Source organism: Streptomyces sp. NPDC030222 (assembly GCF_055573115.1).
In genome coordinates, this window is the sequence record NZ_JBVICA010000013.1 from 161,086 (window position 1) to 187,048 (window position 25,963).

28 protein-coding genes and 1 pseudogene are annotated in these 25,963 nt (G+C 69.9%); 9 read left to right on the forward strand and 20 right to left on the reverse strand.

Annotation, left to right across the window (positions count from 1 at the left end):
- Window positions 1-141 precede the first annotated feature (141 nt).
- Window positions 142-1,167 carry an alpha/beta hydrolase gene (locus tag ACZ4Z5_RS20260; protein WP_468264603.1) on the forward strand — a complete coding sequence of 342 codons (1,026 nt, stop codon included), beginning with the start codon at window positions 142-144 and terminating at the stop codon, window positions 1,165-1,167.
- 152 nt (window positions 1,168-1,319) lie between these two features.
- On the opposite strand, the gene ACZ4Z5_RS20265 is transcribed toward ACZ4Z5_RS20260, so the two are convergent.
- Window positions 1,320-2,189 (reverse strand): menaquinone biosynthetic enzyme MqnA/MqnD family protein, encoded by an 870-nt coding sequence (locus tag ACZ4Z5_RS20265; protein ID WP_468264605.1) that lies wholly within the window; start codon window positions 2,187-2,189, stop codon window positions 1,320-1,322.
- 268 nt (window positions 2,190-2,457) lie between these two features.
- On the opposite strand from ACZ4Z5_RS20265, the gene ACZ4Z5_RS20270 reads away from it, so the two are divergent.
- Complete coding sequence (locus tag ACZ4Z5_RS20270) at window positions 2,458-2,661, forward strand: cold-shock protein (RefSeq protein ID WP_003967102.1); 204 nt, start codon at window positions 2,458-2,460, stop codon at window positions 2,659-2,661.
- Between the two features lie 536 nt (window positions 2,662-3,197).
- On the opposite strand, the pseudogene ACZ4Z5_RS20275 reads toward ACZ4Z5_RS20270, so the two are convergent.
- From ACZ4Z5_RS20275 to ACZ4Z5_RS20300, 6 genes and pseudogenes are all read right to left on the reverse strand, one after another.
- A pseudogene (locus ACZ4Z5_RS20275) lies at window positions 3,198-3,815 on the reverse strand (TetR/AcrR family transcriptional regulator); the annotation flags it as partial.
- Between the two features lie 81 nt (window positions 3,816-3,896).
- A complete protein-coding gene (locus ACZ4Z5_RS20280; RefSeq protein ID WP_468264717.1) occupies window positions 3,897-5,234 on the reverse strand; it encodes a dicarboxylate/amino acid:cation symporter in 1,338 nt (445 codons plus the stop codon).
- Window positions 5,235-5,499: 265 nt separating this feature from the next.
- On the reverse strand, window positions 5,500-5,808 hold the full coding sequence (locus ACZ4Z5_RS20285; RefSeq protein WP_468264607.1) for a DUF4229 domain-containing protein: 309 nt from the start codon (window positions 5,806-5,808) through the stop codon (window positions 5,500-5,502).
- Between the two features lie 90 nt (window positions 5,809-5,898).
- A complete protein-coding gene (locus ACZ4Z5_RS20290; RefSeq protein ID WP_468264609.1) occupies window positions 5,899-6,423 on the reverse strand; it encodes a GNAT family N-acetyltransferase in 525 nt (174 codons plus the stop codon).
- A gap of 153 nt (window positions 6,424-6,576) precedes the next feature.
- Window positions 6,577-7,740 carry an aminofutalosine synthase MqnE gene (mqnE, locus tag ACZ4Z5_RS20295; RefSeq protein ID WP_468264611.1) on the reverse strand — a complete coding sequence of 388 codons (1,164 nt, stop codon included), beginning with the start codon at window positions 7,738-7,740 and terminating at the stop codon, window positions 6,577-6,579.
- An 88-nt stretch (window positions 7,741-7,828) separates the two neighbouring features.
- The gene (locus ACZ4Z5_RS20300) at window positions 7,829-8,284 is read right to left on the reverse strand and encodes an Lrp/AsnC family transcriptional regulator (RefSeq protein ID WP_031077173.1); all 456 of its coding nucleotides are present in this window, start codon (window positions 8,282-8,284) and stop codon (window positions 7,829-7,831) included.
- Between the two features lie 123 nt (window positions 8,285-8,407).
- On the opposite strand from ACZ4Z5_RS20300, the gene ACZ4Z5_RS20305 reads away from it, so the two are divergent.
- The gene (locus tag ACZ4Z5_RS20305) at window positions 8,408-8,557 is read left to right on the forward strand and encodes a hypothetical protein (protein ID WP_468264723.1); all 150 of its coding nucleotides are present in this window, start codon (window positions 8,408-8,410) and stop codon (window positions 8,555-8,557) included.
- On the opposite strand, the gene ACZ4Z5_RS20310 is transcribed toward ACZ4Z5_RS20305, so the two are convergent.
- The 3 genes from ACZ4Z5_RS20310 to ACZ4Z5_RS20320 are packed head-to-tail and all read right to left on the reverse strand — an operon-like array spanning window position 8,554 to window position 11,630.
- On the reverse strand, window positions 8,554-9,228 hold the full coding sequence (locus tag ACZ4Z5_RS20310) for a UbiX family flavin prenyltransferase (protein WP_468264613.1): 675 nt from the start codon (window positions 9,226-9,228) through the stop codon (window positions 8,554-8,556). The genes ACZ4Z5_RS20305 and ACZ4Z5_RS20310 overlap by 4 nt on opposite strands.
- A gap of 30 nt (window positions 9,229-9,258) precedes the next feature.
- Window positions 9,259-10,176 (reverse strand): menaquinone biosynthesis prenyltransferase MqnP, encoded by a 918-nt coding sequence (gene mqnP / locus ACZ4Z5_RS20315; RefSeq protein ID WP_468264615.1) that lies wholly within the window; start codon window positions 10,174-10,176, stop codon window positions 9,259-9,261.
- Window positions 10,173-11,630, reverse strand: coding sequence for a menaquinone biosynthesis decarboxylase (locus ACZ4Z5_RS20320; RefSeq protein ID WP_468264617.1), 1,458 nt, complete (start codon window positions 11,628-11,630; stop codon window positions 10,173-10,175). The genes mqnP and ACZ4Z5_RS20320 overlap by 4 nt, the downstream gene beginning before the upstream one ends.
- An 88-nt stretch (window positions 11,631-11,718) precedes the next feature.
- On the opposite strand from ACZ4Z5_RS20320, the gene ACZ4Z5_RS20325 reads away from it, so the two are divergent.
- Both ACZ4Z5_RS20325 and ACZ4Z5_RS20330 read left to right on the forward strand, forming a co-directional pair.
- Complete coding sequence (locus ACZ4Z5_RS20325) at window positions 11,719-12,120, forward strand: PLD nuclease N-terminal domain-containing protein (protein WP_468264619.1); 402 nt, start codon at window positions 11,719-11,721, stop codon at window positions 12,118-12,120.
- A gap of 69 nt (window positions 12,121-12,189) precedes the next feature.
- Window positions 12,190-13,122 (forward strand): isopenicillin N synthase family dioxygenase, encoded by a 933-nt coding sequence (locus ACZ4Z5_RS20330; RefSeq protein ID WP_468264621.1) that lies wholly within the window; start codon window positions 12,190-12,192, stop codon window positions 13,120-13,122.
- Between the two features lie 28 nt (window positions 13,123-13,150).
- Here ACZ4Z5_RS20330 and ACZ4Z5_RS20335 read toward each other — a convergent pair whose 3' ends face one another.
- The 8 genes from ACZ4Z5_RS20335 to hemL all read right to left on the reverse strand — a co-directional run bounded on the left by ACZ4Z5_RS20335 (window position 13,151) and on the right by hemL (window position 21,456).
- On the reverse strand, window positions 13,151-13,657 hold the full coding sequence (locus ACZ4Z5_RS20335; protein ID WP_468264623.1) for an SRPBCC domain-containing protein: 507 nt from the start codon (window positions 13,655-13,657) through the stop codon (window positions 13,151-13,153).
- A 58-nt stretch (window positions 13,658-13,715) separates the two neighbouring features.
- A complete protein-coding gene (gene ccsB / locus ACZ4Z5_RS20340; protein WP_468264625.1) occupies window positions 13,716-14,798 on the reverse strand; it encodes a c-type cytochrome biogenesis protein CcsB in 1,083 nt (360 codons plus the stop codon).
- Window positions 14,795-16,495, reverse strand: coding sequence for a cytochrome c biogenesis protein ResB (gene resB, locus ACZ4Z5_RS20345; RefSeq protein WP_468264627.1), 1,701 nt, complete (start codon window positions 16,493-16,495; stop codon window positions 14,795-14,797). Before resB ends, ccsB begins: the two co-directional genes overlap by 4 nt.
- A gap of 4 nt (window positions 16,496-16,499) precedes the next feature.
- Window positions 16,500-17,237 carry a cytochrome c biogenesis CcdA family protein gene (locus tag ACZ4Z5_RS20350; protein WP_468264719.1) on the reverse strand — a complete coding sequence of 246 codons (738 nt, stop codon included), beginning with the start codon at window positions 17,235-17,237 and terminating at the stop codon, window positions 16,500-16,502.
- 31 nt (window positions 17,238-17,268) lie between these two features.
- Window positions 17,269-17,889: a TlpA family protein disulfide reductase gene (locus tag ACZ4Z5_RS20355; RefSeq protein WP_468264629.1), complete on the reverse strand. Its 621-nt coding sequence runs from the start codon at window positions 17,887-17,889 to the stop codon at window positions 17,269-17,271.
- A 78-nt stretch (window positions 17,890-17,967) separates the two neighbouring features.
- Window positions 17,968-19,194 (reverse strand): polysaccharide deacetylase family protein, encoded by a 1,227-nt coding sequence (locus tag ACZ4Z5_RS20360; protein WP_468264631.1) that lies wholly within the window; start codon window positions 19,192-19,194, stop codon window positions 17,968-17,970.
- A 271-nt stretch (window positions 19,195-19,465) separates the two neighbouring features.
- Window positions 19,466-20,143: a histidine phosphatase family protein gene (locus ACZ4Z5_RS20365; RefSeq protein ID WP_468264633.1), complete on the reverse strand. Its 678-nt coding sequence runs from the start codon at window positions 20,141-20,143 to the stop codon at window positions 19,466-19,468.
- Window positions 20,140-21,456 carry a glutamate-1-semialdehyde 2,1-aminomutase gene (gene hemL / locus ACZ4Z5_RS20370; protein ID WP_468264635.1) on the reverse strand — a complete coding sequence of 439 codons (1,317 nt, stop codon included), beginning with the start codon at window positions 21,454-21,456 and terminating at the stop codon, window positions 20,140-20,142. Before hemL ends, ACZ4Z5_RS20365 begins: the two co-directional genes overlap by 4 nt.
- Window positions 21,457-21,572: 116 nt before the next feature.
- On the opposite strand from hemL, the gene ACZ4Z5_RS20375 reads away from it, so the two are divergent.
- Window positions 21,573-22,226 carry a hypothetical protein gene (locus ACZ4Z5_RS20375; RefSeq protein ID WP_468264637.1) on the forward strand — a complete coding sequence of 218 codons (654 nt, stop codon included), beginning with the start codon at window positions 21,573-21,575 and terminating at the stop codon, window positions 22,224-22,226.
- 157 nt (window positions 22,227-22,383) lie between these two features.
- Here ACZ4Z5_RS20375 and ACZ4Z5_RS20380 read toward each other — a convergent pair whose 3' ends face one another.
- Window positions 22,384-22,959 carry a TIGR03086 family metal-binding protein gene (locus ACZ4Z5_RS20380; protein WP_468264639.1) on the reverse strand — a complete coding sequence of 192 codons (576 nt, stop codon included), beginning with the start codon at window positions 22,957-22,959 and terminating at the stop codon, window positions 22,384-22,386.
- A gap of 120 nt (window positions 22,960-23,079) precedes the next feature.
- On the opposite strand from ACZ4Z5_RS20380, the gene ACZ4Z5_RS20385 reads away from it, so the two are divergent.
- Entirely contained in the window at window positions 23,080-23,910 is an 831-nt protein-coding gene (locus ACZ4Z5_RS20385) for a DUF6597 domain-containing transcriptional factor (protein WP_468264641.1), read from the forward strand.
- A gap of 41 nt (window positions 23,911-23,951) precedes the next feature.
- Here the strand turns inward: ACZ4Z5_RS20385 and ACZ4Z5_RS20390 are convergent, their stop codons facing one another.
- Window positions 23,952-24,410, reverse strand: coding sequence for a GNAT family N-acetyltransferase (locus ACZ4Z5_RS20390; RefSeq protein WP_468264643.1), 459 nt, complete (start codon window positions 24,408-24,410; stop codon window positions 23,952-23,954).
- 113 nt (window positions 24,411-24,523) lie between these two features.
- On the opposite strand from ACZ4Z5_RS20390, the gene ACZ4Z5_RS20395 reads away from it, so the two are divergent.
- Window positions 24,524-24,907: a hypothetical protein gene (locus ACZ4Z5_RS20395; protein WP_468264645.1), complete on the forward strand. Its 384-nt coding sequence runs from the start codon at window positions 24,524-24,526 to the stop codon at window positions 24,905-24,907.
- 4 nt (window positions 24,908-24,911) lie between these two features.
- Complete coding sequence (locus ACZ4Z5_RS20400; protein ID WP_468264647.1) at window positions 24,912-25,649, forward strand: Mut7-C RNAse domain-containing protein; 738 nt, start codon at window positions 24,912-24,914, stop codon at window positions 25,647-25,649.
- Window positions 25,650-25,963: the final 314 nt, after the last annotated feature.

Below are 25,963 nucleotides of genomic sequence, written 5' to 3' on the forward strand. Positions count from 1 at the left end.
CAGGCGAAACCGAACCACGCGTTCCGACATCTCTCAAAACGTCATTCGCACCTCTTGTCCCGGCCTCCCGGTCCGGGCACGTGGCCGCCGGTCTGTCCGGCCCGCTCTCCCCTCGCCGACACGCACTCTCGGAGCCCGCTGATGAAACGCCTGACCGCCACCCTGACAGCTGCCGCCGTAATCGGTTCCGCCGTGCTGTTGACGGGCTGTTCCGAAGAGGGGGACCCGGTCAGCTTCGACAACCCGAGCGCACCGGCCGCCTCGAAGGAAGCCGCCGGAAAGAAGGGCGAGCCGGTTCCCGAAGTGGAACAGAAGACGCTGCTGCCGACGGGTCCCAAGGCGGAGTTCACCACGCAGAACACCATCGAGGACGGCACCAAGATCGCCATGACCACGCTGGTGGGCAAGAAGTCGGGCTTCACGGGCAAGGTGTGGGTCTGGGCGCCCAAGGAGTACTTCGACGCCAAGTACGCGAAGAGCGGCTTCCCGGTGCTCATCGCCCTGCCCGGCGGCAACGGCTACCCCAAGAACTACTGGATGGGCACCGACCTGAAGCTGCAGAGCAGCATCAGCGAGTGGGCGAAGGAGGGCACGGGCCTGCCGTTCATCGTCGTGATGCCGGTCCTCAACCCTGACGACAAGTACTACTACGACGGCAGCGACATCCCCGGGCAGCCGAAGATGGGCACCTGGATGACCGAGGACGTGCCCGACTTCGTGAAGGCCAATTTCCGCACGTTCAAGTCCCGGGACGGCTGGGCGTTCATGGGGTCGTCGTCGGGCGCTTTCGTGGGCCTGAAGTCCGTGCTGAAGCACCCCGACAAATTCAAGGCGGTGATCGCCTCCGGACCGGACACCGTGCCGGACTCCCCGCTGTGGGCCGGCCACGAGAAGGAGAAGCAGGAGAACAATCCGGAGAAGCTCGCCCGGGAACTGGCGGCGAAGAACGGCCCGGACGTCTATCTCGCGTTCCAGGTGGGCACCAAGGAATCCGTTCTCGGCAATGTTCGGAAATTCATCCAAACGTACGGCAAGGGCCCGGTGAAGACCCGGCTCCAGGAGATCCAGGACGGGGAGCACAACGCCCGGACCTACGTCCGCGGCATGGGCGACGGCACCATGAAGTGGATCAGCGAGCACATGCAGGCGCCCATTCCCTCGTCCTGACCGCCCAGGGCCGTTGGGGGCTGCGGGAGCACAGAGAGCGCTAGGGGCTGCGGGGCGGTAGAGGGCCGTTGAGGCCGTTCCGACGGACCGGGGCGAGGCGACCGGGGCGAAGGAGGCCGGGGCAGGGGCCAGGCCCCTGCCCCGGCCCTTCGTCAGTGGGTCAGCAGCTCGACCGCGACGTCGGCCGGGAACCCGGTCGACGGACCGGTGCGCCGGGCGAACTCCTGCACGCCCCGCAGCTGCGCCGGCCCGAACCGGAAGTCCAGGGTGGTGAAGTACCGCTCCAGCAGTCCCTCGTCGAACGCCTCCCAGCGTGCCGCCTGCTCGGCGACCTTGGTGACCTCCTCCAGGGACAGGTCGCGGGACGCCAGGAACGCCTCGTGGACCTCGCGCACGGTCTCCGGCTCCCGCGCCAGGTAGTCCTTGCGGGCCGCCCACACGGCGAAGACGAACGGCAGCCCGGTCCAGTCCTTCCACATCTGCCCGAGGTCGTGGACCTGCAGTCCGAGGCGCGGCGCCTCGTGCAGCGAGGCGCGCAGCGCGGCGTCGCCGATCAGCACCGCCGCCTCCGCCTCCTGCATCATCAGGCCCAGGTCGGGCGGGCAGCGGTAGTAGTCGGGGGTCACGCCGTAGCGCTCGGCGAGCAGCAGCTGCGCCAGGCGCACGGAGGTGCGGGAGGTGGAGCCGAGCGCCACCCGGGCGCCGTCCAGGCGCTCCAGCGGCTTCTGGGACACGATCACGCAGGACATGACCGGGCCGTCGCAGCCGACCGCGATGTCCGGCAACGCGACCAGCCGGTCGGCGTTGCGCAGGAACTCGACGAGGGTGATCGGGCCGATGTCGAGATCGCCGGCGACCAGCTGCTCGCTCAGTTTCTCCGGCGTGTCCTTGGTGAGCTCGAGATCGAGGAGGGTGCCGGTTCTGGCGAGTCCCCAGTACAGGGGCAGACAGTTCAGGAACTGGATGTGGCCGACACGCGGCCGGCTGCGGCGGGGCCGGTGGTCACCGGTTGCATTGTCCACCTGGCGAGACTAGCCGTGGGTTCGACCAGTGAGTTGCGGGGGGTGCGTTGCCCCTCGTTCCTGCGGGTCAAACACTGTGCGGCAACCGGGTGACGTGATCTTTCCCTCTATCGCCGTGGACGGGCCGCGTGCTACGCTCGCCGCAAGTTGCAGTTTGGTTTCCCTTGCAGTACAGAGCCTGCGGAGCATGTGACCCGCAGGCTTTTGTAGTTTTCAGACTTGTTTGCAGGTTCTGGAGCAGGGCAACCCTTTGGCCCAAGGAGGGCTTATGGCTACCGGAACCGTCAAGTGGTTCAACGCTGAAAAGGGCTTCGGCTTCATCGCCCAGGACGGCGGCGGCCCGGATGTCTTCGTCCACTACTCCGCGATCAACGCGTCCGGCTTCCGCTCCCTCGAGGAGAACCAGGTCGTGAACTTCGACGTCACCCAGGGCCCGAAGGGCCCGCAGGCGGAGAACGTCACCCCGGCCTAAGTTGCCCGGTCGGCGATCGCTACCGACTCCTAGCAGTACCCAAGGAGCCCTGCCCCGTACATCGCGTACGGGAGCGGGGCTCCTGCCTTTTCCGGGGCGGGGACGGCTGATACCCCGGGCCTTTCTCCAGGACCGGGGCGCGACCTGCCAGGACCGGGGCGCGACCTGCCAGGACCGGGAGAGGCCCTTCCGGCACCGGGAACGGCCCGTCCCGTGACCGGGCCCGGCGGGTTCCCCGCGATCGATCGAGGGAATCCGGCGAGTATTCAGCCGAGCGGCCGGCGGCCCTCCCCCGGAAGCCCGTGCTCGGAGAGCCGCCCCTCAGCGGGCCGGTCGGGGGCCCGGCCCGGGTCCTGGCCCTGGTCCCGGTTTCGGCCCGGGTCCCCTCCCTGAGCCAGGTCCGGGCCTCCCTCCCCCGGAGGCCGCCGGTCCGTCGGCTCTCCGCCGGAACGCGCCGTACGCCGTGCCTCCCCCGGGACTCGCTCCTCTCCCGGAACACGCTCCTCCCACAGGAATCGCCGCCCTTTCGGAGCAGCATCCGACGGGGGTGACCAGCGTCCGCCGCCCATGAGGTCGCTGAGGCCCACCCAGGCGAAGTTCATCAGGGTCGCCGCGGCGTCCTGGGGCGAGAGCGCCTCCGAGTCGTTCGCCCATGCGGCCAGCGACTCCGCCGCGCCGACCAGCGACTGTGCGAGGCCGGCGATGTCGCGCTCCGTGAAGGGCTGGTGCTGCTGGGCCTCGGCGGCGGCCACACCGATCAGTTCGGTCACATACGCGACGATCTCGGCGCGCATCTCGTCGACCTCGGCGGCGAAGGGCTCACCGTGCGTACGGGCCTGTCGGTGCAGGACCGCCCAGCCGTACGGATTCCGCCCGGTGTGCGCGAAGAACGCGCACAGCCCGTCCCAGAGCTGCCGGTCCGGCGGGGCGGCCGGGTCGATGCCGTTGCGCACCGCCGTGACGAGCGCGGTCGCCTCCCGCCGGATGCACGCCGTGAACAGGTCGTCCTTGGAGTTCAGGTACAGGTAGACCAAAGGCTTGGAGACCCCGGCCAGCTCCGCGATGTCGTCCATGGACGCGGCGCGATACCCCCGCTGCCCGAAGGTCTGGACGGCAGCGTCGATCATCTGCTGCTCCCGCACGGCGCGCGGCATCCGCTTGCTTCTCACACAACCCCCTTACGTGGGGGTAGCCTACGGCGCTCACCTGTCAGCCGTCGCAGGCATCCGCACAGCTCAGACGGCGACCGGTGCGGCGGACTCAGGTTCGCGGGCGGTGCCGCCCCCGGCGGGCGCGGTCTCGGCCTGCGCGGGCTCGGCGGCCGGGTGGTCCGGGCCGAGCGGGGACGAGGACGCCGAGTCGTAGGCGTCCCGGTCGAGGATCCCCTCGCGTGCGGCGACCAGGACGGGGCTGACCACCTGGCCGGCGACGTTGGTGGCGGTCCGCATCATGTCGAGGATCGGGTCGATGGCCATGAGCAGGCCGACGCCCTCCAGCGGGAGCCCGAGGGTGGTGAGGGTGAGGGTCAGCATGACGGTCGCACCGGTGAGCCCGGCGGTGGCGGCCGAGCCGATCACGGATACGAACACGATGAGCGCGTACTCGCGGATGCCCAGCGGCACGTCGAAGATCTGCGCGATGAAGATCGCGGCGAGGGCCGGGTAGACGGCGGCGCAGCCGTCCATCTTGGTGGTGGCGCCGAAGGGGACGGCGAAGGAGGCGTACTCCTTCGGCACACCCAGGCGCTCGGTGACCTGCTGGGTGACCGGCATGGTGCCGACCGAGGAGCGGGAGACGAAGGCCAGCTGTACGGCCGGCCAGGCGGCCTGGAAGAACCGCAGCGGGTTGACCCGGGCCACGGTCGCGAGCAGCAGCGGGTAGACGCCGAAGAGGACGAGGGCGCAGCCGACGTAGACGTCGGCGGTGAAGGTCGCGTACTTGGCGACGATGTTCCAGCCGTAGTCGGCGACGGCGTAGCCGATGAGGCCGACGGTGCCGAGGGGGGCGAGCCGGATGACCCACCACAGGGCCTTCTGGAGGAGCTCCAGGACGGCCTCGCTGAGGGCGAGGACCGGCTTGGCCCGGTCGCCCAGTGCGAGCGCGGCGACGCCGGCGACGGCGGCGAGGAAGACGATCTGAAGGACGTTCAGCTCGCTGAAGGGCGTGACGACGTCCGTCGGGACGATGCCGGTGAGGAAGTCGGTCCAGGACCCGGCCCGCTCCGGCTTGCTCCCGTCCTTGGCGGTGAGGCCGGTGCCGGCGCCCGGGTCGGTGAGCAGTCCGATGGCGAGGCCGATCGAGACGGCGATCAGCGAGGTGATCATGAACCAGAGCAGGGTGCGGGAGGCCAGCCGGGCGGCGTTGTCGACCTTCCGCAGATTGGTGATCGACACCAGGATCGCGAAGAACACCAGCGGGGCGACGGCCAGCTTCAGCAGCTGGACGAAGAGGCTGCCCACCTGGTCGAGGGTCGTGTGCAGCCACCCGATCTCCTGGCTGCGGGCGAGCCACCCGAGCAGGACTCCGAGGCCCAGACCGGCGACGGTCTGGGCCCAGAACGGAATCGTGGCCATACGTATGCGGAAGGCCGTGGTAGCCGTGGGGGCCGCGTTGGCGGGCACAGAACACACTCCTGGTGAGGTGGGGGAAGGCCAACACGTTAACACTTGAACTTTGAGAACCTCAAAGCTGTCCTTTGATACTTCACACAGTTGAAACGCCGAAGGCCCCGGCCCGAAGGGATGCTTCGGACCGGGGCCTCGGGACCCGGAAGTACTGTGCGACCGGCAGCCGATGCCGTCGGACGACGGCGGTGCCAGGAGCCGGCGGTGCCCGGAGTCAGCGGACGGCGCCGTCCACGGCGTCGTCCTCCTGGGAACGGTTGGCCTCCAGGCGCGCCTTGGCGCGGTCGACCTTCCCCACGATCTGCTCGGACATCTCCTCGCGCTGCCTGCGCAGGAGGACGAAGCTGAGCGGCGCGGACACCACGAGGGACAACAGGACGACCCACACGAAGTTGGAGTCCCCGAGACCCGCCGGCAGCAGCCCGAACCGGACCAGGACGGCGATGACGGCGAAGCAGCCGACGAAGATCCCCAGTCGCATGGCGGTGTACCGGATCGTCGCACTCGGCTTGGCAGCGGACACGGCTGGCCTTCTCTCTTCTCCCTCGAATGCACTGCTGCAGCACCCGGCGAGGGGGCACCGCACGACTAGTGAAACACGCCGCAAAGGCGATCAATTCAGCGGGAGGAGCATCGTGATGTCGTCACGGTCGTCACCGGGTGCCACCCGGATGGCCCCGGGCACCCGGCCGACCTCCTTGAAGCCGCAGGAGGCGTAGAAGCGGTCGGCTCCGGTTCCGCCCCGGCAGGCCAGCCGGATGGCGTCGATGCCGTCGAAGCCGCGGGCCGCGTCGGCGACGGCGGCCATCAGCTCCCGCCCATGCCCCTTGCCCTGGTGGCGGGGGTGGACCATCACCGTGTAGACCCAGATCCAGTGGGTCATCAGCCGGTGCGTGTTGAAGGTGAGGAACGCCGTGGCGGCGACCCCTCCCTGTGCGTCGCGTCCGACGAGCAGCCTGCTGCGACCGTCGGCGATATCACCGAGGCTCTTGATCATGACGGGCCGGATGTCGTCGGGGGTGACCGGCGGCACGAAACCGACGGCTCCGCCCGCGTTGCTGACGTCGGCCCAGAGGGTGAGTATCGCCTCGCGCAGGGCGGGGTCGACGGCCGGGTCCAGCTCGAACGTAAGGGACATGCGCGGAGGCTATCCCTTACACATGCTGCCCTCAAGAGGCTTTCGCCCCCTCATGCACCGCGAACCGGCAGAGGGGAAACCCGGGCCGGACACGGGGAAGCCCCGGCCTGAACAGGCCGGGGCTTCCCGATCGCGTCCTCGGACGACGCCGGGTCAGACACGCATCGGCTGGGGCGACTCGCGTCGCGCCGGGTCCGGCCCGTCGTACTCGCGGATGATCTCGTAGCGCGTGTTGCGCTCCACCGGACGGAAGCCGGCGTCCCTGATCAGCTCCAGCAGATCGTCACGGGTCAGCTTGTTCGGCGTGCCGTAGTTGTCCGCGTCGTGCGTGATCTTGTACTCGACCACCGAGCCGTCCATGTCGTCGGCGCCGTGCTGCAGCGCCAGCTGGGCGGTCTGGAGGCCGTGCATCACCCAGAACACCTTCAGGTGCTGGACGTTGTCGAACAGCAGCCGGGACACCGCGAAGGTCTTCAGCGCCTCGGCGCCGGAGGCCATCGTGGTGCGGGCCTGGAGCCGGTTGCGGATCTTGCCGTCCTTCATGTCCACGAAGTCGTGCTGGTAGCGCAGGGGGATGAAGACCTGGAAGCCGCCGGTCTCGTCCTGGAGTTCGCGCAGCCGCAGCACGTGGTCCACGCGGTGGCGCGGCTCCTCGATGTGCCCGTAGAGCATCGTGCACGGGGTATTGAGACCCTTCTCGTGCGCGAGGCGGTGGATGCGGGACCAGTCCTCCCAGTGGGTGCGGTGGTCGACGATGTGCTGCCGGACCTCCCAGTCGAAGATCTCGGCGCCGCCGCCGGTCAGCGACTCCAGACCGGCCTCGATGAGCTCGTCGAGGATCTCGGAGGCGGACAGGCCGGAGATCGTCTCGAAATGGTGGATCTCCGTCGCGGTGAACGCCTTCAGCGAGACGTTGGGCAGCGCCTTCTTCAGCTCGCTGAGCGACCGCGGGTAGTAGCGCCAGGGCAGGTTGGGGTGCAGCCCGTTGACGATGTGGAGCTCGGTGAGGTTCTCGCTCTCCATCGTCCTGGCGAGACGGACGGCCTCCTCGATGCGCATGGTGTACGCGTCCTTCTCCCCCGGCTTGCGCTGGAAGGAGCAGTACGCGCACGAAGCCGTGCACACGTTCGTCATGTTGAGGTGGCGATTGACGTTGAACCGCACGAGGTCGCCGTTCTTGCGGGTCCGCACCTCGTGGGCGAGGCCGCCGAGCCAGGCCAGGTCGTCCGACTCGTAGAGCGCGATGCCGTCCTCGCGGGTCAGCCGCTCACCGGCCCGGACCTTCTCCTCGAGCTCGCGCTTGAGCCCAGCGTCCATGCGCCCGCCTCCCATACGTCAACCAATCGGGCCTCGCCCACGTTACTCCCCGCCCTTCCGGCGGAGGCACCCGCACCGACGCCGCGCGTCAGGCCTCTTCGGGCAGGTCGCCGACCCGGTTCTCCCACTTGGTGGAGAGCACGATCGTGGTGCGGGTCCGCGAGACGCCCTTGGTGCCGGAGAGCCGGCGGATCGTCTTCTCCAGACCGTCGACGTCCGTCGCCCGCACCTTGAGCATGTACGAGTCGTCGCCCGCGATGAACCAGCAGTCCTCGATCTCCGCGAGGTCGCGCAGCCGGCGCGCCACGTCCTCGTGGTCCGCCGCGTCGGACAGCGAGATGCCGATGAGGGCCGTCACCCCGAGACCGAGCGAGGCCGAGTCGACCGTGGCGCGGTAGCCCGTGATGACACCCGCCGCCTCGAGGCGGTTGATGCGGTCGGTGACGCTGGGCCCGGAGAGGCCCACGAGCCGGCCGAGCTCGGCATACGAGGCCCTGCCGTTCTCCCGCAGCGCCTGAATGAGCTGCCTGTCCACCGCGTCCATACCCTGAAGCCTTCCATTGTTCAGCAATATCGCGAGTTTACGTATAGAATCTAAGGCGACACAGGGCAACACCCTGTGAATCCTTCATCGGATCAGCGACGATCTTTCAGGAGTGATTACACCGTGTACACGATCGAGATGGCGTACGTCCGGATGCGTGAGCTCCGGGACGAGGCCGACCGCTCGCGTGCCCACCACCTGCCGCGAGCCGCCCGCCGCGCCCCGCTCCGGGAGCGCATCGCGCGCGTCGCCGCCGGCTCCAGGAAGCACTAGTCCGGCCGGTTCTGGGCACCCCCCAGTTCCCCCTCCCAGCGGCGGTACAGCCGGTGCGGCACCTCGGCCGCGTCCAGCACCCGCCCAGCGACGAAGTCCACCAGATCCTGGATGTGCGTCGCCCCCGCGTAGAACGCCGGCGAGGCCGGGAGCACCACTGCTCCCGCCTCGTCCAACACGACCAGGGCCTTGAGCGTCTGGCCGTTCAGCGGAGTCTCCCGCACCGCCACCACCAGCCGGCGCCGTTCCTTGAGCATGACGCTCGCCGCCCGCTGCAGCAGATCCTTCGACAGACCCAGCGCCACGCCGGCCACGCACGCCGTCGAGGCCGGCACGATCAGCATCCCCTTCGCCGGATACGACCCCGAGGACGGCCCGGCCGCCAGATCCCCGGCCGCCCAGTACCGCACGTCCGACACGTCCACACCGGGGAACGTGTCCGGTTTCCCGTCCGCGCCCCGCGCCAGCCACGCCGCCAGATCGTCCCGCCAGTGGGCGTCGCGGAACGCGATCCCCGTCTCGTCGAGCAGTGTGAGCCGCGACGCCCGGCTGACCACCAGGTCCACGCTCTCACCAGCGGCCAGCAGGCCGCGCAGCACGGCAGCGGCGTACGGCGTCCCGGACGCCCCGGAGACCCCCACGACCCAGGGGGTGCGCTTGCCGTTGTTCATGGCGCCGAGCCTATCCGGCACCCATCGGCACTACACGGTCAGACCGCGCACCACGAGGTCCAGCAGGGCGCATACGAAAAGGACCACGCCGATGAAACCGTTCACCGTGAAGAACGCGCGGTTCAGCCGCGACAGGTCGTGCGGGCGGACGATCGTGTGCTCGTACAGGAACGCCACCGTGACGATCCCCAGGCCCGCCCAGAAGAACGCACCGGCGCCGGTGGCCAGCGCGTACCAGACCAGCAGGACCGTCGTCACGGCGTGCGCGGCGCGCGCGCCGTACAGGGCGGCCGGGACGCCGAAGCGGGCCGGCACGGACATCACGCCCTCGGCGCGGTCCGCCTGGACGTCCTGGCAGGCGAAGATCAGGTCGAAGCCGCCGATCCACACGCCGACCGCCAGCCCGAGGATCACCGCGTCCCAGGACCACGTGCCGGTGACGGCCAGCCAGGCGCCCACCGGGCCCATCGCCTGGGCCAGTCCGAGGATGGCGTGCGGGTAGTCGGTGAACCGTTTCCCGTACGGATAGACCACCATCGGGATCACCGCGACCGGGGCGAGCGCCAGGCACAGCGGGTTCAGCAGCGCCGCCGCGCCGAGGAACAGCACGAGCGCGATGCCGGCGCCCGTCCAGGCCGAGCGCACCGACACCGCACCGGTGACCAGCTCCCGGCCGGCCGTGCGCGGGTTACGGGCGTCGATCTCGCGGTCGATGATGCGGTTGCAGGCCATCGCGAAGGTCCGCAGCCCCACCATGCACACGGTGACGAGGAGCAGGGCGACCCAGTCGATCCGCCCGTCCTGCAGGAACATCGCGGTGAGTGCGGCGATGTAGGCGAAGGGCAGCGCGAAGACCGAGTGCTCGATCATGACGAGCCGCAGGAACCCGCGGACCTTGCCGCCCGGCGGTACGGGGCCGGGCTGCAGCACCTCCTCGGCGGCCGTCACAGGCCGTACTCCTTCCAGCGCCTGGTCACCAGCTCGGCGGTCGCCGGGTCCGGGACGACCATCTCCGGCCAGCCGCCGTCCCGCGTGTACCCCTCCTCGGGCCACTTGGCGGTCGCGTCGATACCCGCCTTGCCGCCCCAGAACTGCTGGTACGAGGCATGGTCGAGGTGGTCGACGGGGCCCTCGGCCACGGTGAGGTCCCGTGCGTAGTCCGTGTTGCCGAGCGCCCGCCAGGACACCTCGTGCAGGTCGTGCACGTCGCAGTCCGCGTCCACGACGACGATCAGTTTCGTCAGCGACATCATGTGCGCGCCCCAGATCGCGTGCATGACCTTCTGGGCGTGCTTCGGGTACTTCTTCTCGATCGAGACGATCGCGCAGTTGTGGAAGCCGCCCGACTCGGGCAGGTGGTAGTCCACGATGTCCGGCACGATGATCTTCAGTAGGGGCAGGAAGAACCGCTCGGTCGCCCGGCCCAGCGGGCCGTCCTCGGTCGGCGGCCGGCCGACCACGATCGACTGGAGCAGCGGACGCCTCCGCATGGTCACGCAGTCGATGGTGAGCGCCGGGAAGGGTTCCTGCGGGGTGTAGAAGCCGGTGTGGTCGCCGAAGGGGCCCTCGGGGAGCATCTTCCCGGGCTCCAGCCAGCCCTCCAGCACCACTTCGGCGTTCGCCGGGACCTGCAGCGGGACGGTCTTGCAGTCGACCATCTCGATCCGCTTGCCCTGCACGAAGCCGGCGAACAGGTACTCGTCGATGTCCTCCGGCAGCGGGGCGGTCGAGGCGTACGTCACCGCGGGCGGAGCGCCGAACGCGATGGCGACCGGCAGCCGTTCACCGCGTCGCGCGGCTACCTGGTAATGGTTGCGGCTGTCCTTGTGGATCTGCCAGTGCATGCCGATGGTGCGCTTGTCGTGGCGCTGCAGCCGGTAGAGGCCCAGATTGCGGATCCCGGTCTCCGGGTGGCGGGTGTGGGTGAGACCGAGGTTGAAGAAGGAACCGCCGTCCTCGGGCCAGGTGAACAGTGCCGGCAGCCGGTCCAGGTCGACATCGTCGCCGGTGAGGACGACCTCCTGGACGGGGGCGTGCTCCGCCTTCACCTTCTTCGGCGGCACGTGCGCCATCGCGCCGAGCTTGCCGAACGCCTCGCGCATCCCGACGAAGCCCTGCGGGAGTTCGGGCCTGAGCAGGCCGCCGATCTTCTCGCTGATCTCGTCGTACGACTTCAGGCCCAGCGCCTTGAGCAGCCGCCGGTCGGTGCCGAAGACGTTCATCGCCAGAGGCATGGAGGAGCCCTTGACGTTCTCGAAGAGCAGCGCCGGTCCGCCCGCCTTGTTCACCCGGTCGACGATCTCCCCGACCTCCAGGTGGGGATCCACTTCGGCCTTGATGCGCTTGAGGTCGCCCTCGCGCTCCAGAGCCCGGAGCAGCGAGCGAAGATCGTCATAAGCCATGCCGTCCAGTATCCGCCACCCACTAGGCTGGAACGGTCACCGGGGGCGTCCCACGCCCCGCAACCGCTCCTGGGGGGCTCGCTCCACCGTGATCAGATACCTTCCGTTCATCCTGATCCTGGCGCTGACGATCTATGCGTTCATCGACTGCCTGAACACGCCCGAGGACGAGGTGAAGCACCTCCCCAAGGTGATCTGGGTGATCATCATCCTGCTGTTCTCGATCGTCGGCCCGATTGTCTGGTTCGCCGCCGGGAAGCTCCGTCACGCCCCGGCCGGCGGCTCCACGCCCTCCCAGTGGCACCGCAACCACCGTACGAAGTGGGTGGCTCCCGACGACAATCCGGAGTTCCTCGCGTCCCTCCGGGACGAGACCAAGCAGGACGAGGCGGTCCTCAAGGACTGGGAGGCCGACCTTCGCCGCCGCGAGGAGGAGCTGAAGCGCCGCGAGAACGGCGACGAGCCGGACGGCAACACCCCGAAGGGCTGAACGAGGGCTTCGAAGGGCGAAGGGCTGAACGCCGGGCTTCGCCGTGCCTCCGGCGGGAAGAGTGAGGCCATGACGCAGCAGCCCCGTATCCCCACGGTCGACCTCCGCGCCTGGCTGTCCGGCGGCCCGGGCGAACGGGCCGGGATCGCCGCCACCGTCGACCGGGCCCTGCGAAGTGCCGGGTTCCTCCTCGTCACCGGGCACGGGGTGGAGCGGGAGCTGCGCGACCGGATCCGGGAGGCGGCACGCGGCTTCTTCCGGCTGGAAGAGGACGTCAAGCGGGTGTACGCGGTGAAGGTCGGCGGCCGCGGCTGGCTGGGACCCGGGGCCGAGGCCAACGGGTACGCCGAGGGGACCGAGACGCCGCCCGATCTGAAGGAGTCGCTGTCGTTCGCGGCCGAGGCGCCGACCGGGGACCCGGTGGTGGACGCCGAGTGGTTCCTGCCCAACACCTGGCCGGCCGAGGCGCCGGCCCTGCGGCCGCCGGTCGAGGAGTACCTGGCGCGGATGCAGGCCCTGTCGGACCGGCTGCTGGAACTGCTCGGCGCAGCGCTGGGCGGGCCCGAGGACTACTTCACCCGGCACACCGGGCACCCCACCTGGGGGTTCAACGTCAACTGGTACCCGGGCACGGACGTCGTGGGCACCCCGCGCCCCGGCCAGTTCCGCATCGGTCCGCACACGGACTTCGGCACGGTCACCGTGCTCGACCGGGAGGCGGGACGGGGCGGGCTCCAGGTGTGGACGGAGGAGGGCGGCTGGGAGGACGCGCCGTACGACCCGGAGGCCTTCACGGTCAACATCGGCGATCTGATGGCCCGCTGGACCGGGGGCCGCTGGTCCGCGGGACGCCACCGGGTGCTGCCGCCGTCGTCCGAGGCACCGTCCGAGGAGCTGATGTCGCTCGTCTACTTCTACGAATGCGACCCGGGGACCCGTATCGGCTCACTGGACTCGCACGTCTATCTGCGGGGGCGACTGGACGCGATCACGGCCGGCTAGGGGTGTCCGGTGGATCAGGGGCGGATCACTACTTCTCGTACTCCTCCCGGAGCTGAAGCCAGCGTTCCGGGGTCCAGGCGGACCAGTCGGCGGGCCGGCCGTCGAGGGCGTCGATCAGGCACTCGAAGTGGTTGTGCCAGCCGGCCAGGCAGTCGAGGCGGTATTCGTCGGAGCCGCGGACCTCGTTGGTGAAGCGCACGACGGTGGCCCTGTCCCCGGCCGGTTCGAGGTGGAAGCGGATACGGCCGTGCACGGTGACGGTGTACTCGGCGACGCGTTCGAAGTCCCAGGCGGTGACGGTGCCCGACGCGACGGTGTGGGCACCCCGGTCGTCGGTGTTGAGCCAGCGCAGGGTGACCGCGCCGCCGAGCCGGGGTTCGAGGACATCAGCGGCGGCCAGCCAGGCCGGCAGGCCCTCGGGAGTCGCGACCGCCGCCCACACCTGCTCCGGGGGGTGCGGGAGCCGCAGGACGAAACGCAGGACATGGGTGCCGTCGTGGGTCTCGCTGGTGCCGTACGAGATCGATCCCGACATACCACCAGCGTGACCCGACGGCAGGCCACCCGCTACCTCACACTCCGGAGCGGGGGCCTCACACGCCGGAGTAGGAGTGCAGACCGTTCACGAACATGTTCACGCCGTAGTAGTTGAAGAGCCAGCACGCGAAGGCGATCAGCGCCAGGTACGCGGCCTTGCGACCCTTCCAGCCGGCGGTCGCCCGGGCGTGCAGGTAGCAGGCGTAGGCGACCCAGGTGATGAACGACCAGACCTCCTTGGGGTCCCAGCCCCAGTAGCGGCCCCATGCGTCGCCGGCCCAGATCGCACCCGCGATGATCGTGAACGTCCACAGCGGGAACACGGCGGCGTTGATCCGGTAGGCGAACTTGTCGAGGGCGGCCGCGGAGGGCAGCCGCTCCAGCACGGAGGTGGCCAGCGCGCCGGGCTTGCCGCCGCCCGCGAGCTTCGCCTCGTAGGAGTCGCGGAACAGGTACAGGACCGTGCCCACGGCACCGAGGTAGAAGACGGCGCCGCACAGGATCGCGGTGGATACGTGGATCCACAGCCAGTACGAGTCGAGTGCCGGGACCAGCTGGTCGCTCTCGGTGTAGAGGACCGTCACGGCCAGACCGAGGTCGAGGAGCACGGTGGTGACGAGCGGCAGTCCGACCCAGCGGACGTTCTTCTTCGCGAGGAGGAGCACCAGGTACGCGCCGACCGCCACCGTCGAGAAGGTGGTGGAGAACTCGTACATGTTGCCCCAGGGCGCGCGCTGCACCGACAGCGCGCGCGTGACCACGCCGCCCGCCTCGACCAGGAAGGCGAGGGTGGTCAGCGAGACGGCGATCCGGCCGTACAGGTCTCCCTGTGCGTCGCCGCCGTGGGCGCCGGGACCGTCCGGTACGTCACGGATGCCGGACGCCGCCCGGGTGACGATCGTGGGGCGGTCGACGACGGCGGTGGTACCGCCCTTCTTCACCTGCACGGAGACCGTGGGGGCCGCGGTCTCCTTCGGCGCGGTGAGCGCGGCCGCGGTACGGGCGACCTTGCTGCGGCTGCCGAAGAGCCATTCGGCGATGTGCGCGAAGAAGGCCAGGGTGTAGACGGCCATCGACGAATAGACCAGCACGTTGCTGATGTTCGCCAGGTTCTCGTTCGTTGCGGCGGCGAGCGTCACTTGTCAGCCCCTTCGGCTGCTGCGGCAGGTTCTTCGGTCCCGGTGGTCGCGGGTGCGCCGGGTGCCGTGGGCGTCTCGGTGTGGAGCAGTACGGCCAGGTCCGCCAGCTCTTCGGGGAGCTTGGAGGACTCACTGCGGCCGAGGCCGGCCATCTCGACGACGGTCACCCCGTCCTCGCCGCGTACGGCCCGGACCCAGACCCGGCGGCGCTGGACGAACAGCGACGCGGCGAGTCCGAACACGGCGATCACGGCACCCGCCAGCGCCGCGGAGTTGCCGGGCTGCTGCGAGATCTGGAAGCTCGCCCACTCCTTCACCTCCTTCTCGAAGGTGATCGAGCCGGCGCCGCCCGGAAGCGTCATCGTCTCGCCGGGCAGCAGACGCTGCTTGAGGATCTGGCCCTTGGCGTCCTTGAACTGGGTGAGCTTGCGGGTGTCCAGCCGGTACACGTTCTGCGGGAGACCGGCGTCCACGCCCAGGCTGCCGTGGTAGGCGGTGAGCGCCAGGACCGGGAAGTCCAGGGCGGGGAACTGCGAGAACATCGTGCCGTTGCCGGCGCCCGCGAAGGTCGGGACGAAGAACGCCTGGAACCCGAGCTGTTCCTTCCGGTTCTTGGCGTTCCGGTAGCCGTCCATCACCTTGATGGCGCCGGTCGACGTGATGTTGTTGTCGATCGGCAGCAGCGGCACGGCGCTCTGGTAGACGACCTGCCCCTTGCCGTCCCGCACGGTGACGACCGGTGCGTAGCCGTGCGCCAGCAGATAGACCTTCGAGCCCTCCACGTGGAGCGGCTTGTTGACCTGGACGACGGTCTTCTGCTCCTTGCCGTACGCGCCCTTCGCATAGGTCACCGCCGCCTCGAAGGTGCGCGGGGTGCCCTTCTGCGGTCCGTTCTTCTCGTAGGTGCCCGTGAACCGGTCGAGGGTGAAGCTGAAGGGCGCCAGGTCGTCGGTGTCGAAGAGGGAGCCGGACTTGAAGTCGTCGTACTGGGTGAGGGTGTTGGAGAACCCGCCGCCCTCGATGATCAGTTTGCCGCCCTCCGACTTGAACAGCTGTCCGGAGGCGAACGCGACGAGCATGACGATCAGCGCGACATGGAACGCGAGGTTCCCGGCCTCTCGGACAAAGCCCTTCTCGGCGGCGACGGCGTCGTCCACGGTGTGGGCGCGGAAACGCCGCTTGCGGAGCAGTGCGAGCGCCGCCTCCCGTACGCGCTCGGGATCGGCCTCGGTGCGCCAGGTGGTGTAGACGGGCATCCGGGTCAGCCGGCTCGGGGCGCCCGGGGGGCGGCTGCGCAGCTGCTCCACGAACTGCCAGGTGCGGGGCACGATGCAGCCGATGAGGGAGACGAACAGCAGGATGTAGATCGCGGAGAACCACACCGAGCTGTACACGTCGAACAGCTGGAGCTTGTCGTAGAGGGGGGCGAGCGTGTCGTGCCGCTCCTTGAACGCGGCGACCTTCATCTCGTCGACGCTGTTCTGCGGGATCAGCGACCCCGGGATGGAGCCCAGGGACAGCAGGAACAGCAGGATCAGCGCAACCCGCATGGACGTCAGCTGGCGCCAGTACCAGCGGGCCCAGCCGATGACGCCGAGAGCCGGCCCGCCCGTCGTCTCGTCCGGGCCGTCGTCCTGCGGAGCCGTCGTCATCCGCTCCCCGGCCGCGACCGGCCCACGGCTCTTGGTCTCACCCATGTCCTCAGATCCCTACCGTGAAGCCGTCCGACCAGGTCTGCATCTGCTGGATGAGACTGTCCCAGGCACCGGTCAGCAGCAGCAGACCGGTCGCGATCATCATGCCGCCGCCGATCCGCATCACCCAGGTGTAGTGCCGCTTGACCCAGCCGAAGGCACCGAGCGCCTTGCGGAAGGCGACGGCCGCCAGGACGAACGGGAGCCCGAGTCCCAGGCAGTACGCCACGGTCAGTACGGCGCCCCGGGCGGCGCTCGCCTCCGTGATGGCGAGGGCGTTCACGGCCGCCAGGGTCGGTCCGATGCAGGGCGTCCAGCCGATGCCGAAGAGGGCGCCGAGCAGCGGTGCCCCCACGAGCCCGGACACCGGCCGTTTATGGAAGCGGAACTCGCGCTGCGTGAGCCACGGCATCAGCCCCATGAAGAACAGTCCGAGCAGGACCATCAGGGCGCCCAGCACCATCGACAGCGTTTCCCGATACCCCTGCAGGGTCACGCCGGCGTAGCCGAACAGCGCCCCGGTCGACACGAACACCGCGGTGAACCCGAGGACGAACAGGCCCGCTCCGGCCGCCATGCGCCCACGGCGCGCCTCGGCGAGGTCGGTGCCGCTGACACCGGTGACGTACGAGAGGTAGCCGGGCACGAGCGGCAGGACACAGGGCGAGAAGAACGAGACCAGTCCGCCGAGTACGGCGATGGGCAGCGCGAGCAGCAGGGCCCCGCTGTAGACGGTCTCGTTCATACCGGGTGCGGCGGCGAGCACATTCACCTGGTCACTTCTCCGCGATGAGCGGGTCGATCATGCTGCGCAGCTGCTCCTCGCTGATGGCCATGAGGGACCTCGCGGCGATCTTCCCCTCGCGGTCCAGGACGATGGTGGAGGGAATCGCCTGCGGATTCAGACTGCCCTTGGGGAAGCGGAGAATCAGCTTTCCGTTCGGGTCGTAGAAGCTCGGATAGGTGATTCCGTAGTCCTTCTCGAATTTGACGGCCGGACCGGCGGTGAAGTCCCGGGTGTTGATGCCGACGAACTGGACGCCCTTCGCCCGGGTTTCCTCCGCGACCTTCTTGAAATGCTTCGCCTCGAGGCGGCAGGGGCCGCACCAGGAGCCCCACACGTTCAGCACGACGACCTTGCCCTTGAAGGCGGCGAGGTCGAGGGGCTCCCCGGCCAGCGTCTTGCCGTCCAGCTCGGGGCCCGCCTGCCGCTCACCCTTGGCGACCGTCGAGATGCCGCCGGTGTTGGTGACGAAGTTGGTGTCACCACCCCCTCCTGACTTCGCGCCGTCGCCGGTACAGGCGGACAGGGCGAGGGCCGCAGTGGCCGTGCCCGCGATGAGCAGGGCGGCGCGACGGCGCTGGGAGCGGCGGCGGAGGGCGCTGCTGAAGGTCATGTGAAAAGTTTCGCATGACCGTATTGGGGGATCTTCCGCGCCCCCCTGACTGCCCGTAAAACTCCTCGTCGTCCCTTGTCAGACCGACTTAAGGAAAGCGTTCCAGCCTCCGGCGGGCCGCTGGCCGACTCCCAGGGTGCGGAGCCTGGCGAGGATCTTCGCGTCCTGGACGTCGAGCCAGTCGACGAACTGACGGAAAGAGACCAGCCTCACATCCTTCTCACCCGCCATCCCCTTCAGCGCCTCCTCGACGGCGTCCATATAGATTCCGCCGTTCCACCGTTCGAAATGATTGCCGATGAAGAACGGTGCGCGGTTCGTTTCGTAGGCGCGGTGGAATCCTGCGAGATAGGCCTCGGTGGCCTGCTTCCGCCATCCGGGATAGTGCGCGGGAACTCCCTGGGTGGAATTCCGCGACTGATTGGCGAGCATGTTGTAGTCCATGGACAGGACTTCGAAGGAGTGCCCGGGGAAGGGCACGGCCTGGAGGGGAAGGTCCCAGACGCCCTGCCGTTCGACGGGCCAGCGCTGGGTGCCGCCGGGCGAGCTGGCGTCGTAGCGCCAGCCGAGCTTCCTGGCGGTCGGCAGCAGGTTGTCCTGGCCGAGCAGGCAGGGAGTGCGGCCGCCCACGAGTTCCTTCGTGTAGTCGAAGGGCAGCGGGTCGAGGTCCGTCCACCCGCCATTGGTGCGCCACCGGGTGACGAAGGACACGGCCTGGTCCGTTTCGCTCCGCCACTGCGCGGGCGTCCAGTGGGCGACCGATCCGGAGCCGCCGCAGAAGTGGCCGTTGAAGTGGGTGCCTATCTCATGGCCTTCGAGCCAGGCGCGGCGGAGGCACGCGAGGGTGTCCTTGATGTGCGCGTCGGTCAGGTACCCGATGTCGGATGCGCCGACCGGGTTGTTCGGCGGACGGTAGAGGTCCTTCTTCGACTCGGGCAGCAGATAGAGGCCGGAGAGGAAGAAGGTCATGGACGCGCCGTGGTCTGCGGCGAGGTCGAGGAAGCGCGGGAACAGACCGTTGCCGACCTCGCCCGCGCCGTCCCAGGAGAACACCACGAACTGGGGCGGCGTCGCGCCGGGTTCGAGCGGTACGGGCGGTTCGGGCTGGTTCGGCTGCCTGCCGGTGTCGGCGGTGGAGCCGTCGCCGATGGGCCGCGTCTTCGCAGCGCCGCCCCCGCCCTTCCCGTTGCCGGGTCCGCCGGCACGGGACGACGGACCTCCCGGGCCGCCGCACCCCGCGATCCCCATGCCGGCCGCGACTCCGAGGCCGAGACCGAGCAGACTCCTCCGACTGATGTCCCGCATGCCGTCCCCCTGCACGCTCGCCGTGGCCGAATGCCGTCGCTGTGGACACCGACAGAGAGGCGGGAACGGGACAGGGCGGTTCCCGAAGAGTCGCCCTGATTTCCGTAAACCGTACAAGTTGGTGGAAGTGATACGGGAAAGGATGAAAAAGTGCGGATGTTGCCGCCGAGGCTCAGGTGACGGCCAGGACTCACGGGGGACCCCGAGTCCCGGCGGCCCGGTGACCGGCGACCCGGACCAGGAGCAGGACCAGGCGACCGGCCGCCTCGTCCTACGCGCCGAAGGCCTTGGCCCTGCCCTTCACGGGCTTGGCGCCGGCTCGCAGATGCTCGGGCACCAGCTCGATCGCGGGCTCGCTGTAGGCCACCGAAACGATCTTGTCGTCCTGGTACGTGAAGGACGTCAGCGAGGCCAGCGTGCACTGCCGGCGCCGCGGGTCGTGCCAGAGCCGCCGCCGCTCGACGAAGCTCCGCAGGATCCAGATCGGCAGCTGATGGCTGACGCAGACCGCCTCGTGCCCGCGTGCCGCGTCCCGCGCCGCGTCGAGCGCGCCCATCATCCGGACGACCTGCTCGACGTACGGCTCGCCCCACGACGGGCGGAACGGATTCGTCAGGTGCTTCCAGTTGCCGGGCTTGCGCAGCGCGCCGTCGCCCACGCCGAAGGTCTTGCCCTCGAAGATGTTCGCCGCCTCGATCAGCCGCTCGTCGGTCGCGATGTCCAGCCCGTGCGACTTGGCGATCGGCGCCGCCGTCTCCTGCGCCCGCTCCAGGGGGGAGGACACGACGTAGGCGATGTCGCGCGCCGCGAGGTGTTCGGCCACCCGGTCGGCCATCCGCCGGCCCACCTCGGACAGGTGGTAGCCGGACCGCCGCCCGTACAGGACCCCGTCCGGGTTGTGGACCTCGCCGTGCCGAACGACGTGCACGACGGTCGTGGTGCCGCTCATGCCGTGGCCTCCGCGGCGGCGCGGGCGGCGGCCGGCAGCGCGGCGGCGATCCGCTCGATCGCCCGGTCGTCGTGCGCGGTCGACACGAACCATGACTCGAACGCCGAAGGGGGCAGGTACACGCCCTGGGACAGCATCGAGTGGAAGAACGCGTTGAAGCGGAAGGCCTCCTGCCGCTTCGCGTCGTCGTAGTCGCGCACCTCACGGCCGGTGAAGAACACCGAGAACATGTTGCTCGCGGTCTGCAGCCGGTGGACCACGCCCTCCTTGCCCAGCGCCTCCGTGACCAGCTGCTGGATCTGCGTCGAGACCGCGTTCACCTTCGCGTACGCCGCGTCGTCGAGCAGTCGCAGCTGCGCGAGACCCGCGGCCGTCGCGACCGGGTTACCGGACAAGGTGCCCGCCTGGTAGACCGGACCGGCCGGCGCGAGGTGGGCCATCACGTCCGCACGGCCGCCGAACGCCGCCGCCGGGAAGCCGCCGCCCATGACCTTGCCGAAGGTCATCAGGTCCGGGCGCACCCCGTCGATGCCGTACCAGCCCGCCTTCGAGGTGCGGAAACCGGTCATGACCTCGTCCGAGATGTACAGCGCGCCGTTCCGCTCGCACGCCCTCTTCAGGCCCTCGTTGAAGCCCGGCAGCGGCGGGACCACACCCATGTTGCCCGGCGACGCCTCCGTGATCACACAGGCGATCTCGCCAGGGTGCGCGTGGAAGGCCTCGTGGACCGCCTCCAGGTCGTTGTACGGGAGCACGATCGTGTCGCCCGCCTGCGCGCCCGTGACACCGGGGGTGTCGGGCAGCGCGAAGGTCGCCACGCCGGATCCGGCCGCGGCCAGCAGCGCGTCGACGTGGCCGTGATAGCAGCCGGCGAACTTGATCACCTTGGCGCGCCCGGTGAACCCGCGGGCCAGCCGGATCGCGGACATGGTCGCCTCGGTGCCGGAGGACACCAGACGCACCTGCTCGACCGGCTCGATCCGGGCGACGATCTCCTCGGCGAGGGCGACCTCGCCCTCGCCGGGGGTGCCGAAGGACGTGCCGCGCGCCACGGCGGCCTGCACGGCCTCGACCACCTCGGGGTGCGCATGGCCGAGGATCATCGGACCCCACGAGCACACGAGGTCTACGTACTCCCGGCCGTCGGCGTCGGTGAGGTACGGACCCGCACCCGACACCATGAACCGGGGCGTACCGCCCACGGCACGGAAGGCGCGCACGGGAGAGTTCACGCCGCCCGGCGTCACGAGGGACGCGCGGTCGAACAGCGTCTGCGAAACTGGGGCCTGGTATGGGTAGCTCACGGTAGCCATGGTGTCAGAGGCCCGGACCGTCTTGCGGACAGGTGTTTCACTGCACGACCGTGGGGGAGGTCACTGACACGATGATCGGGTTGCGCGGCGGGGGCCGCGAGTGGTCGGGTGGAGATATGCATCGCGGTGGCGGACTGGGCGAGGGGACCGACGACCTGGGTCCGCGTCGCCCTGGGGTCCCCCCTACCGGCGGTAAGGGGCGCGGCAGGCATCGCCGCCGCGACGCGCAGGGTCACGAATCGGACGCAGCGGGGGCCAGGGAAACGGACACGACGGAACCGATCGCACCGGTTCCCACGTCCGACGAGCATGCGGGAATCAGAGGTGGTCGGATGGGGGTGACCTACAAGTACTTCGGCGCGCCCGACGGAGCCACCGCCGCCCGGGTGCCGATCTCGATGCGCCCCGAGGAGCTCGGCGGCGACGAGCTCGGCATGGGGGGCATGTTCACGAAGATCAAGCCGGAGACGATGGCCGCGATGGTCCTCACCGGCATCCAGGGCATACCCCTGCACAAGGTGCCGCCGCTGGAGCTCGTGGTGCTGCACCCCGACTATGCCGTGGTCAAACTGCCCATGACGGTCGTCGACCCGCTGCGCGGGATCGGCGAGGAGTCGGTGGGCGCCGCGGCCTTCATCTGGTCCACCGTCCCGGACCGCGGCGGCCCGCGCGACGCGTACAACGTCTACCAACTGCTGCACGAATGGCAGGATTTCAGCCACCGCCTGCACGAGGCGGGACACCAGCCGTACTGCCTGGTCTGGCCCTGAGCCCTGGCGTCGCCGGGCCCGGGGCGGAGCGTTCGGTCCGGCTCTCCGGCCCGTACCGGGCGGTGCGGGCGTCGGAGCGCGCCGTGCCTTGGCCGGCTCGGGGTCGCTCGTCCGCCGGGGGTCACTCGACTGAGCGGTGTCACTCGGCTGACCGAGGTCACCCGCCTGAGCGGCGCCACTGGGGGTCGCGGCCGGTGAGTGCCAGCAGCGCCTCGAAGGCGGAAGCCCCTGCCGATACCGGCACCTCGTCGGCGAAGACCTCCATCTGCCGGGCCGTGGGGGCCAGGTCCGTCACCACCCCGGTGAGCGCGGCTACGGCGGCCGGATCGGGCTCGAATTCCTGGCCGGTTGCCCGGGCCAGGTCCCACGGGTGCACGGTGAGGTCGAGCAGCACCATCCCGCCCACCGTCGTGGCGGGAAGGCCCATGCTCCCCGTGGTGCCCTCGTCGGCACCCGGCCGGCCCCAGGCCTCGACCAGCCGGGCGGTCTCCTCGGCGAAGTGGCCGCGCCAGTCACCGCCGAGCGGCTCGGGGGACTGCGAGAAGTCGGTCTCCTCCTTGGCGGCGAGCGCCTGGAAGTTCACCACGACCTGGAGCAGATGCTCCACCAGGTCCTTCACGTCGTACTCGGCGCAGGGCGTCGGTGCGTCGAGCGCTTCGTCGGGGATGCCGCGGACGACCGGGACGGCGCGCGCCACGGCCCGCTCCAGCAGGTCGCTGATCGTGTTCGTCATGGGACGAACGTACGCAGCCGTGACCGCGCCCGTCTTGAAGAAACGCGACACTGCGGTGCCGACGTCATGGCCTCTGGAGAAGCGGAAGGGTGGCACCGTGATCGCCGGAGGGCCGGTGTCGTGACCGGGCCGCGGCGGGACACCCGGGGCATCGTCGACGCCGCCGGGCTGTTCGCCCGCGTCCGGTTCCGGCGCCGCGTCCCCGCCCCCGCGCTGCGGCCCTTCCTCGAGCACTACTGGCTGATCGACTGGGACCTGGAGGAACCGTTCCTCACCCAGGTCGTGCCGCATCCCTCGGTCAACCTCGTCTTCCAGCGGTACACGGACCGGCCGCCCGCCGGCGAGGTGGCGGGCATCGGACTGGAAATGTTCACGCAGAAGCTCGAAGGCCGCGGGCGGGTGTGCGGCGTACAGTTCCGCCCCGGCGGTTTCCGGCCATTCGCCCCGGCGCATCGCGTGAGCGAGTGGACGGGCCGACGGGTGCCGTTCCAGGACGTCTTCACCGGGGCCGACGCGGACCGTGACACCGCACTCGTCCTGGATCCGGACGACGAGGACGCGCGGGTGGCCGCGCTCGACGCCTTCCTGCTCGCCGCGGGCCCGCGCCCCGATGCCCGCGCCGGCCTCGCGATGGCCCTGGTCGACCGAGTGCGCGAGGACCGCACGATCCGCCGCGTCGACGCACTCGCCGCGTCCGAGGGCCTGTCGCCGCGCTCCCTGCAACGGCTGTTCGACACCCACGTGGGCGTCGGCCCGAAGTGGGTGATCCTCCGGTACCGCATCCACGAGGCACTGGAGCACGCCGAATCGGCCGTGCCCGGCGGGTCCGGCGTGGACTGGCCCGGCATCGCCGCGGACCTGGGCTACAGCGACCAGGCCCACCTGGTCAGGGACTTCACGGCCGTCGTGGGTGTGCCTCCGGCCGCCCTCAGGTCGGCGGTCCTCGACTGAGCACCGGCGCGGAGTCCTCCCGCCGGGCGCACCGGGCCGGTTCAGGGCAGTTCGGACGCGGGGCCGGTTCCCTCCAGCGGCTTGTCGAAGTTGAACGCGGTGACGGCCATCCGCTCACGGAAGTAGAAGCGGTGGGCGTCGGTGCGCTGGGTACCGGAGTCCAGGTTGAGGCTGGTGCACCCGGCCTCGCGGGCGCGGCCCTCCAGGTAGGCGAGGAGCGCGTGGCCCACACCGGACGACCGGGCGGCCGAGGCGGTCACCAGATCGTCGATGTACAGCTTGCGCCGCGAGACGGTGTTCACCACGAACCGCCAGCCGGCGACGCCGACGCATGTGGCGTCGTCGGTGTACGCGGCGCTGAAGCGCAGCCCCTGGGGATGCCCCTCCTCGTAGATCTCGTGGAAGAGGTCCTCGGTGAGATGGGGGCGGAGTTCGCGCAGCACGGGAAGCGCTTCACGGGACAGCCGGGGGTCTCCCGGCGCCAGGTCGATGATCTTCATACCTCACTGTAGGCAGGCCAGGGCGCGCCCGCACGAAAGGTGTTTGACGGGCAGCCGACACCCTCCATATTTATCTGCGTCACACAGATTCTTCTCTACGAAGGAGTATTTCCATGACCGTTCTCGTCACCGGGAGCCGCGGCCGGACCGCCACCGCCCTCATCGGACTGCTCCGCGCCAAGAGCCTTGCCGTGCGGGCGGGTTCGGCGGACCCCGAGCGCCTCTCCCCGCCTCCCGGCGTGCCGCGGATACGCTGCGACCTCGGCGATCCGGACTGCTTCCCGGCCGCCCTGGACGGAATCCGCTCGGTGTTCCTCTACGCGGACCCCGCCCATCTGCAGGCGTTCGCCGAGCAGGCCGCCGCGGCCGGCGTCGACCACTCCGCATGGGCGGACGAGCATGCGGACGCCTTCCGCGAGCTGCCGGACGGCCGGCCGGACGAGCGCACGGGGAAGAAGAATGCCCTGGCTGACGCCCCGGGAGCGATGGCATCCTGACGGCGTGAACGGACCGGAGATCCACATCGCCTTCGCCCGCGAGCTGCACCTCTTCGTCGCCGCGGAACGCCGCAAGGGGCGGACGGCGGTGACGACGGACGGCTCGTCGACGCTCGGCCACGTCGTCGAATCGCTCGGCGTCCCCCTCACCGAGGCGGGCCGGCTGCTCGTCGACGGCCGCGAGGTACCTGTCTCGCACGTGCCGGGGGCGGGCGAGACCGTGGAAGTACTGGGCGTGGCACGGCCGCAGCATGTGCCCGGCGCCCCGCTGCGGTTCCTCCTCGACGTCCATCTCGGCACGCTGGCCCGGCGGTTGCGGCTGCTCGGCGTCGACGCGGCGTACGAGAGCGAGGACATCGGCGATCCGGCCCTGGCCGCCCTCTCCGCGAGGGAACGACGGGTCCTGCTGTCCCGCGACCGCGGGCTGCTGCGACGGCGTGAGCTCTGGGCCGGCGGATACGTCTACAGCCACCGCCCCGACGACCAACTCCGCGACGTGCTCGCCCGGTTCGCACCGGCCCTCGCCCCGTGGACACGGTGCACCGCGTGCAACGGCGTACTGAAGGACGCCGCGAAGGACACCGTCGTCGAGCGCCTCGAACACGGCACGCGACGCACGTACGACGCCTTCGCCGAATGCCCGGACTGCGGACGCGTCTACTGGCGGGGTGCCCACCACGCCCGCCTGGAGAAGATCGTGGAAACGGCGATGCGCGACTTCGGCGGCGACGCGGCGGCGTAGGGCCGGGCCTGGGGTCAGGACCCGGGCCTGGGATCAGGACCCGGACCTAGGGCCAGGACCCGGACCTAGGGTCAGGACCCGGACCTGGGATCAGAGCCCGGACCTGGGATCAGAGCCCGGACCTGGGATCAGAGCCCGGACCTGGGATCAGGGCCCGGGCCTCGGACAAAGGGCGGCACGCCTGGGGGCCCTCACCTGCGAGGCCCGCGGCTGGAGGCCTGCATCCTTGGGCCGTGCCTTTCGGGGGATGCGGCAGCCAGCGCTTCAGCGTTGAGTGATCTCGGGCTGTGGCTTGGTGAGCTGTCCGTCTTCGA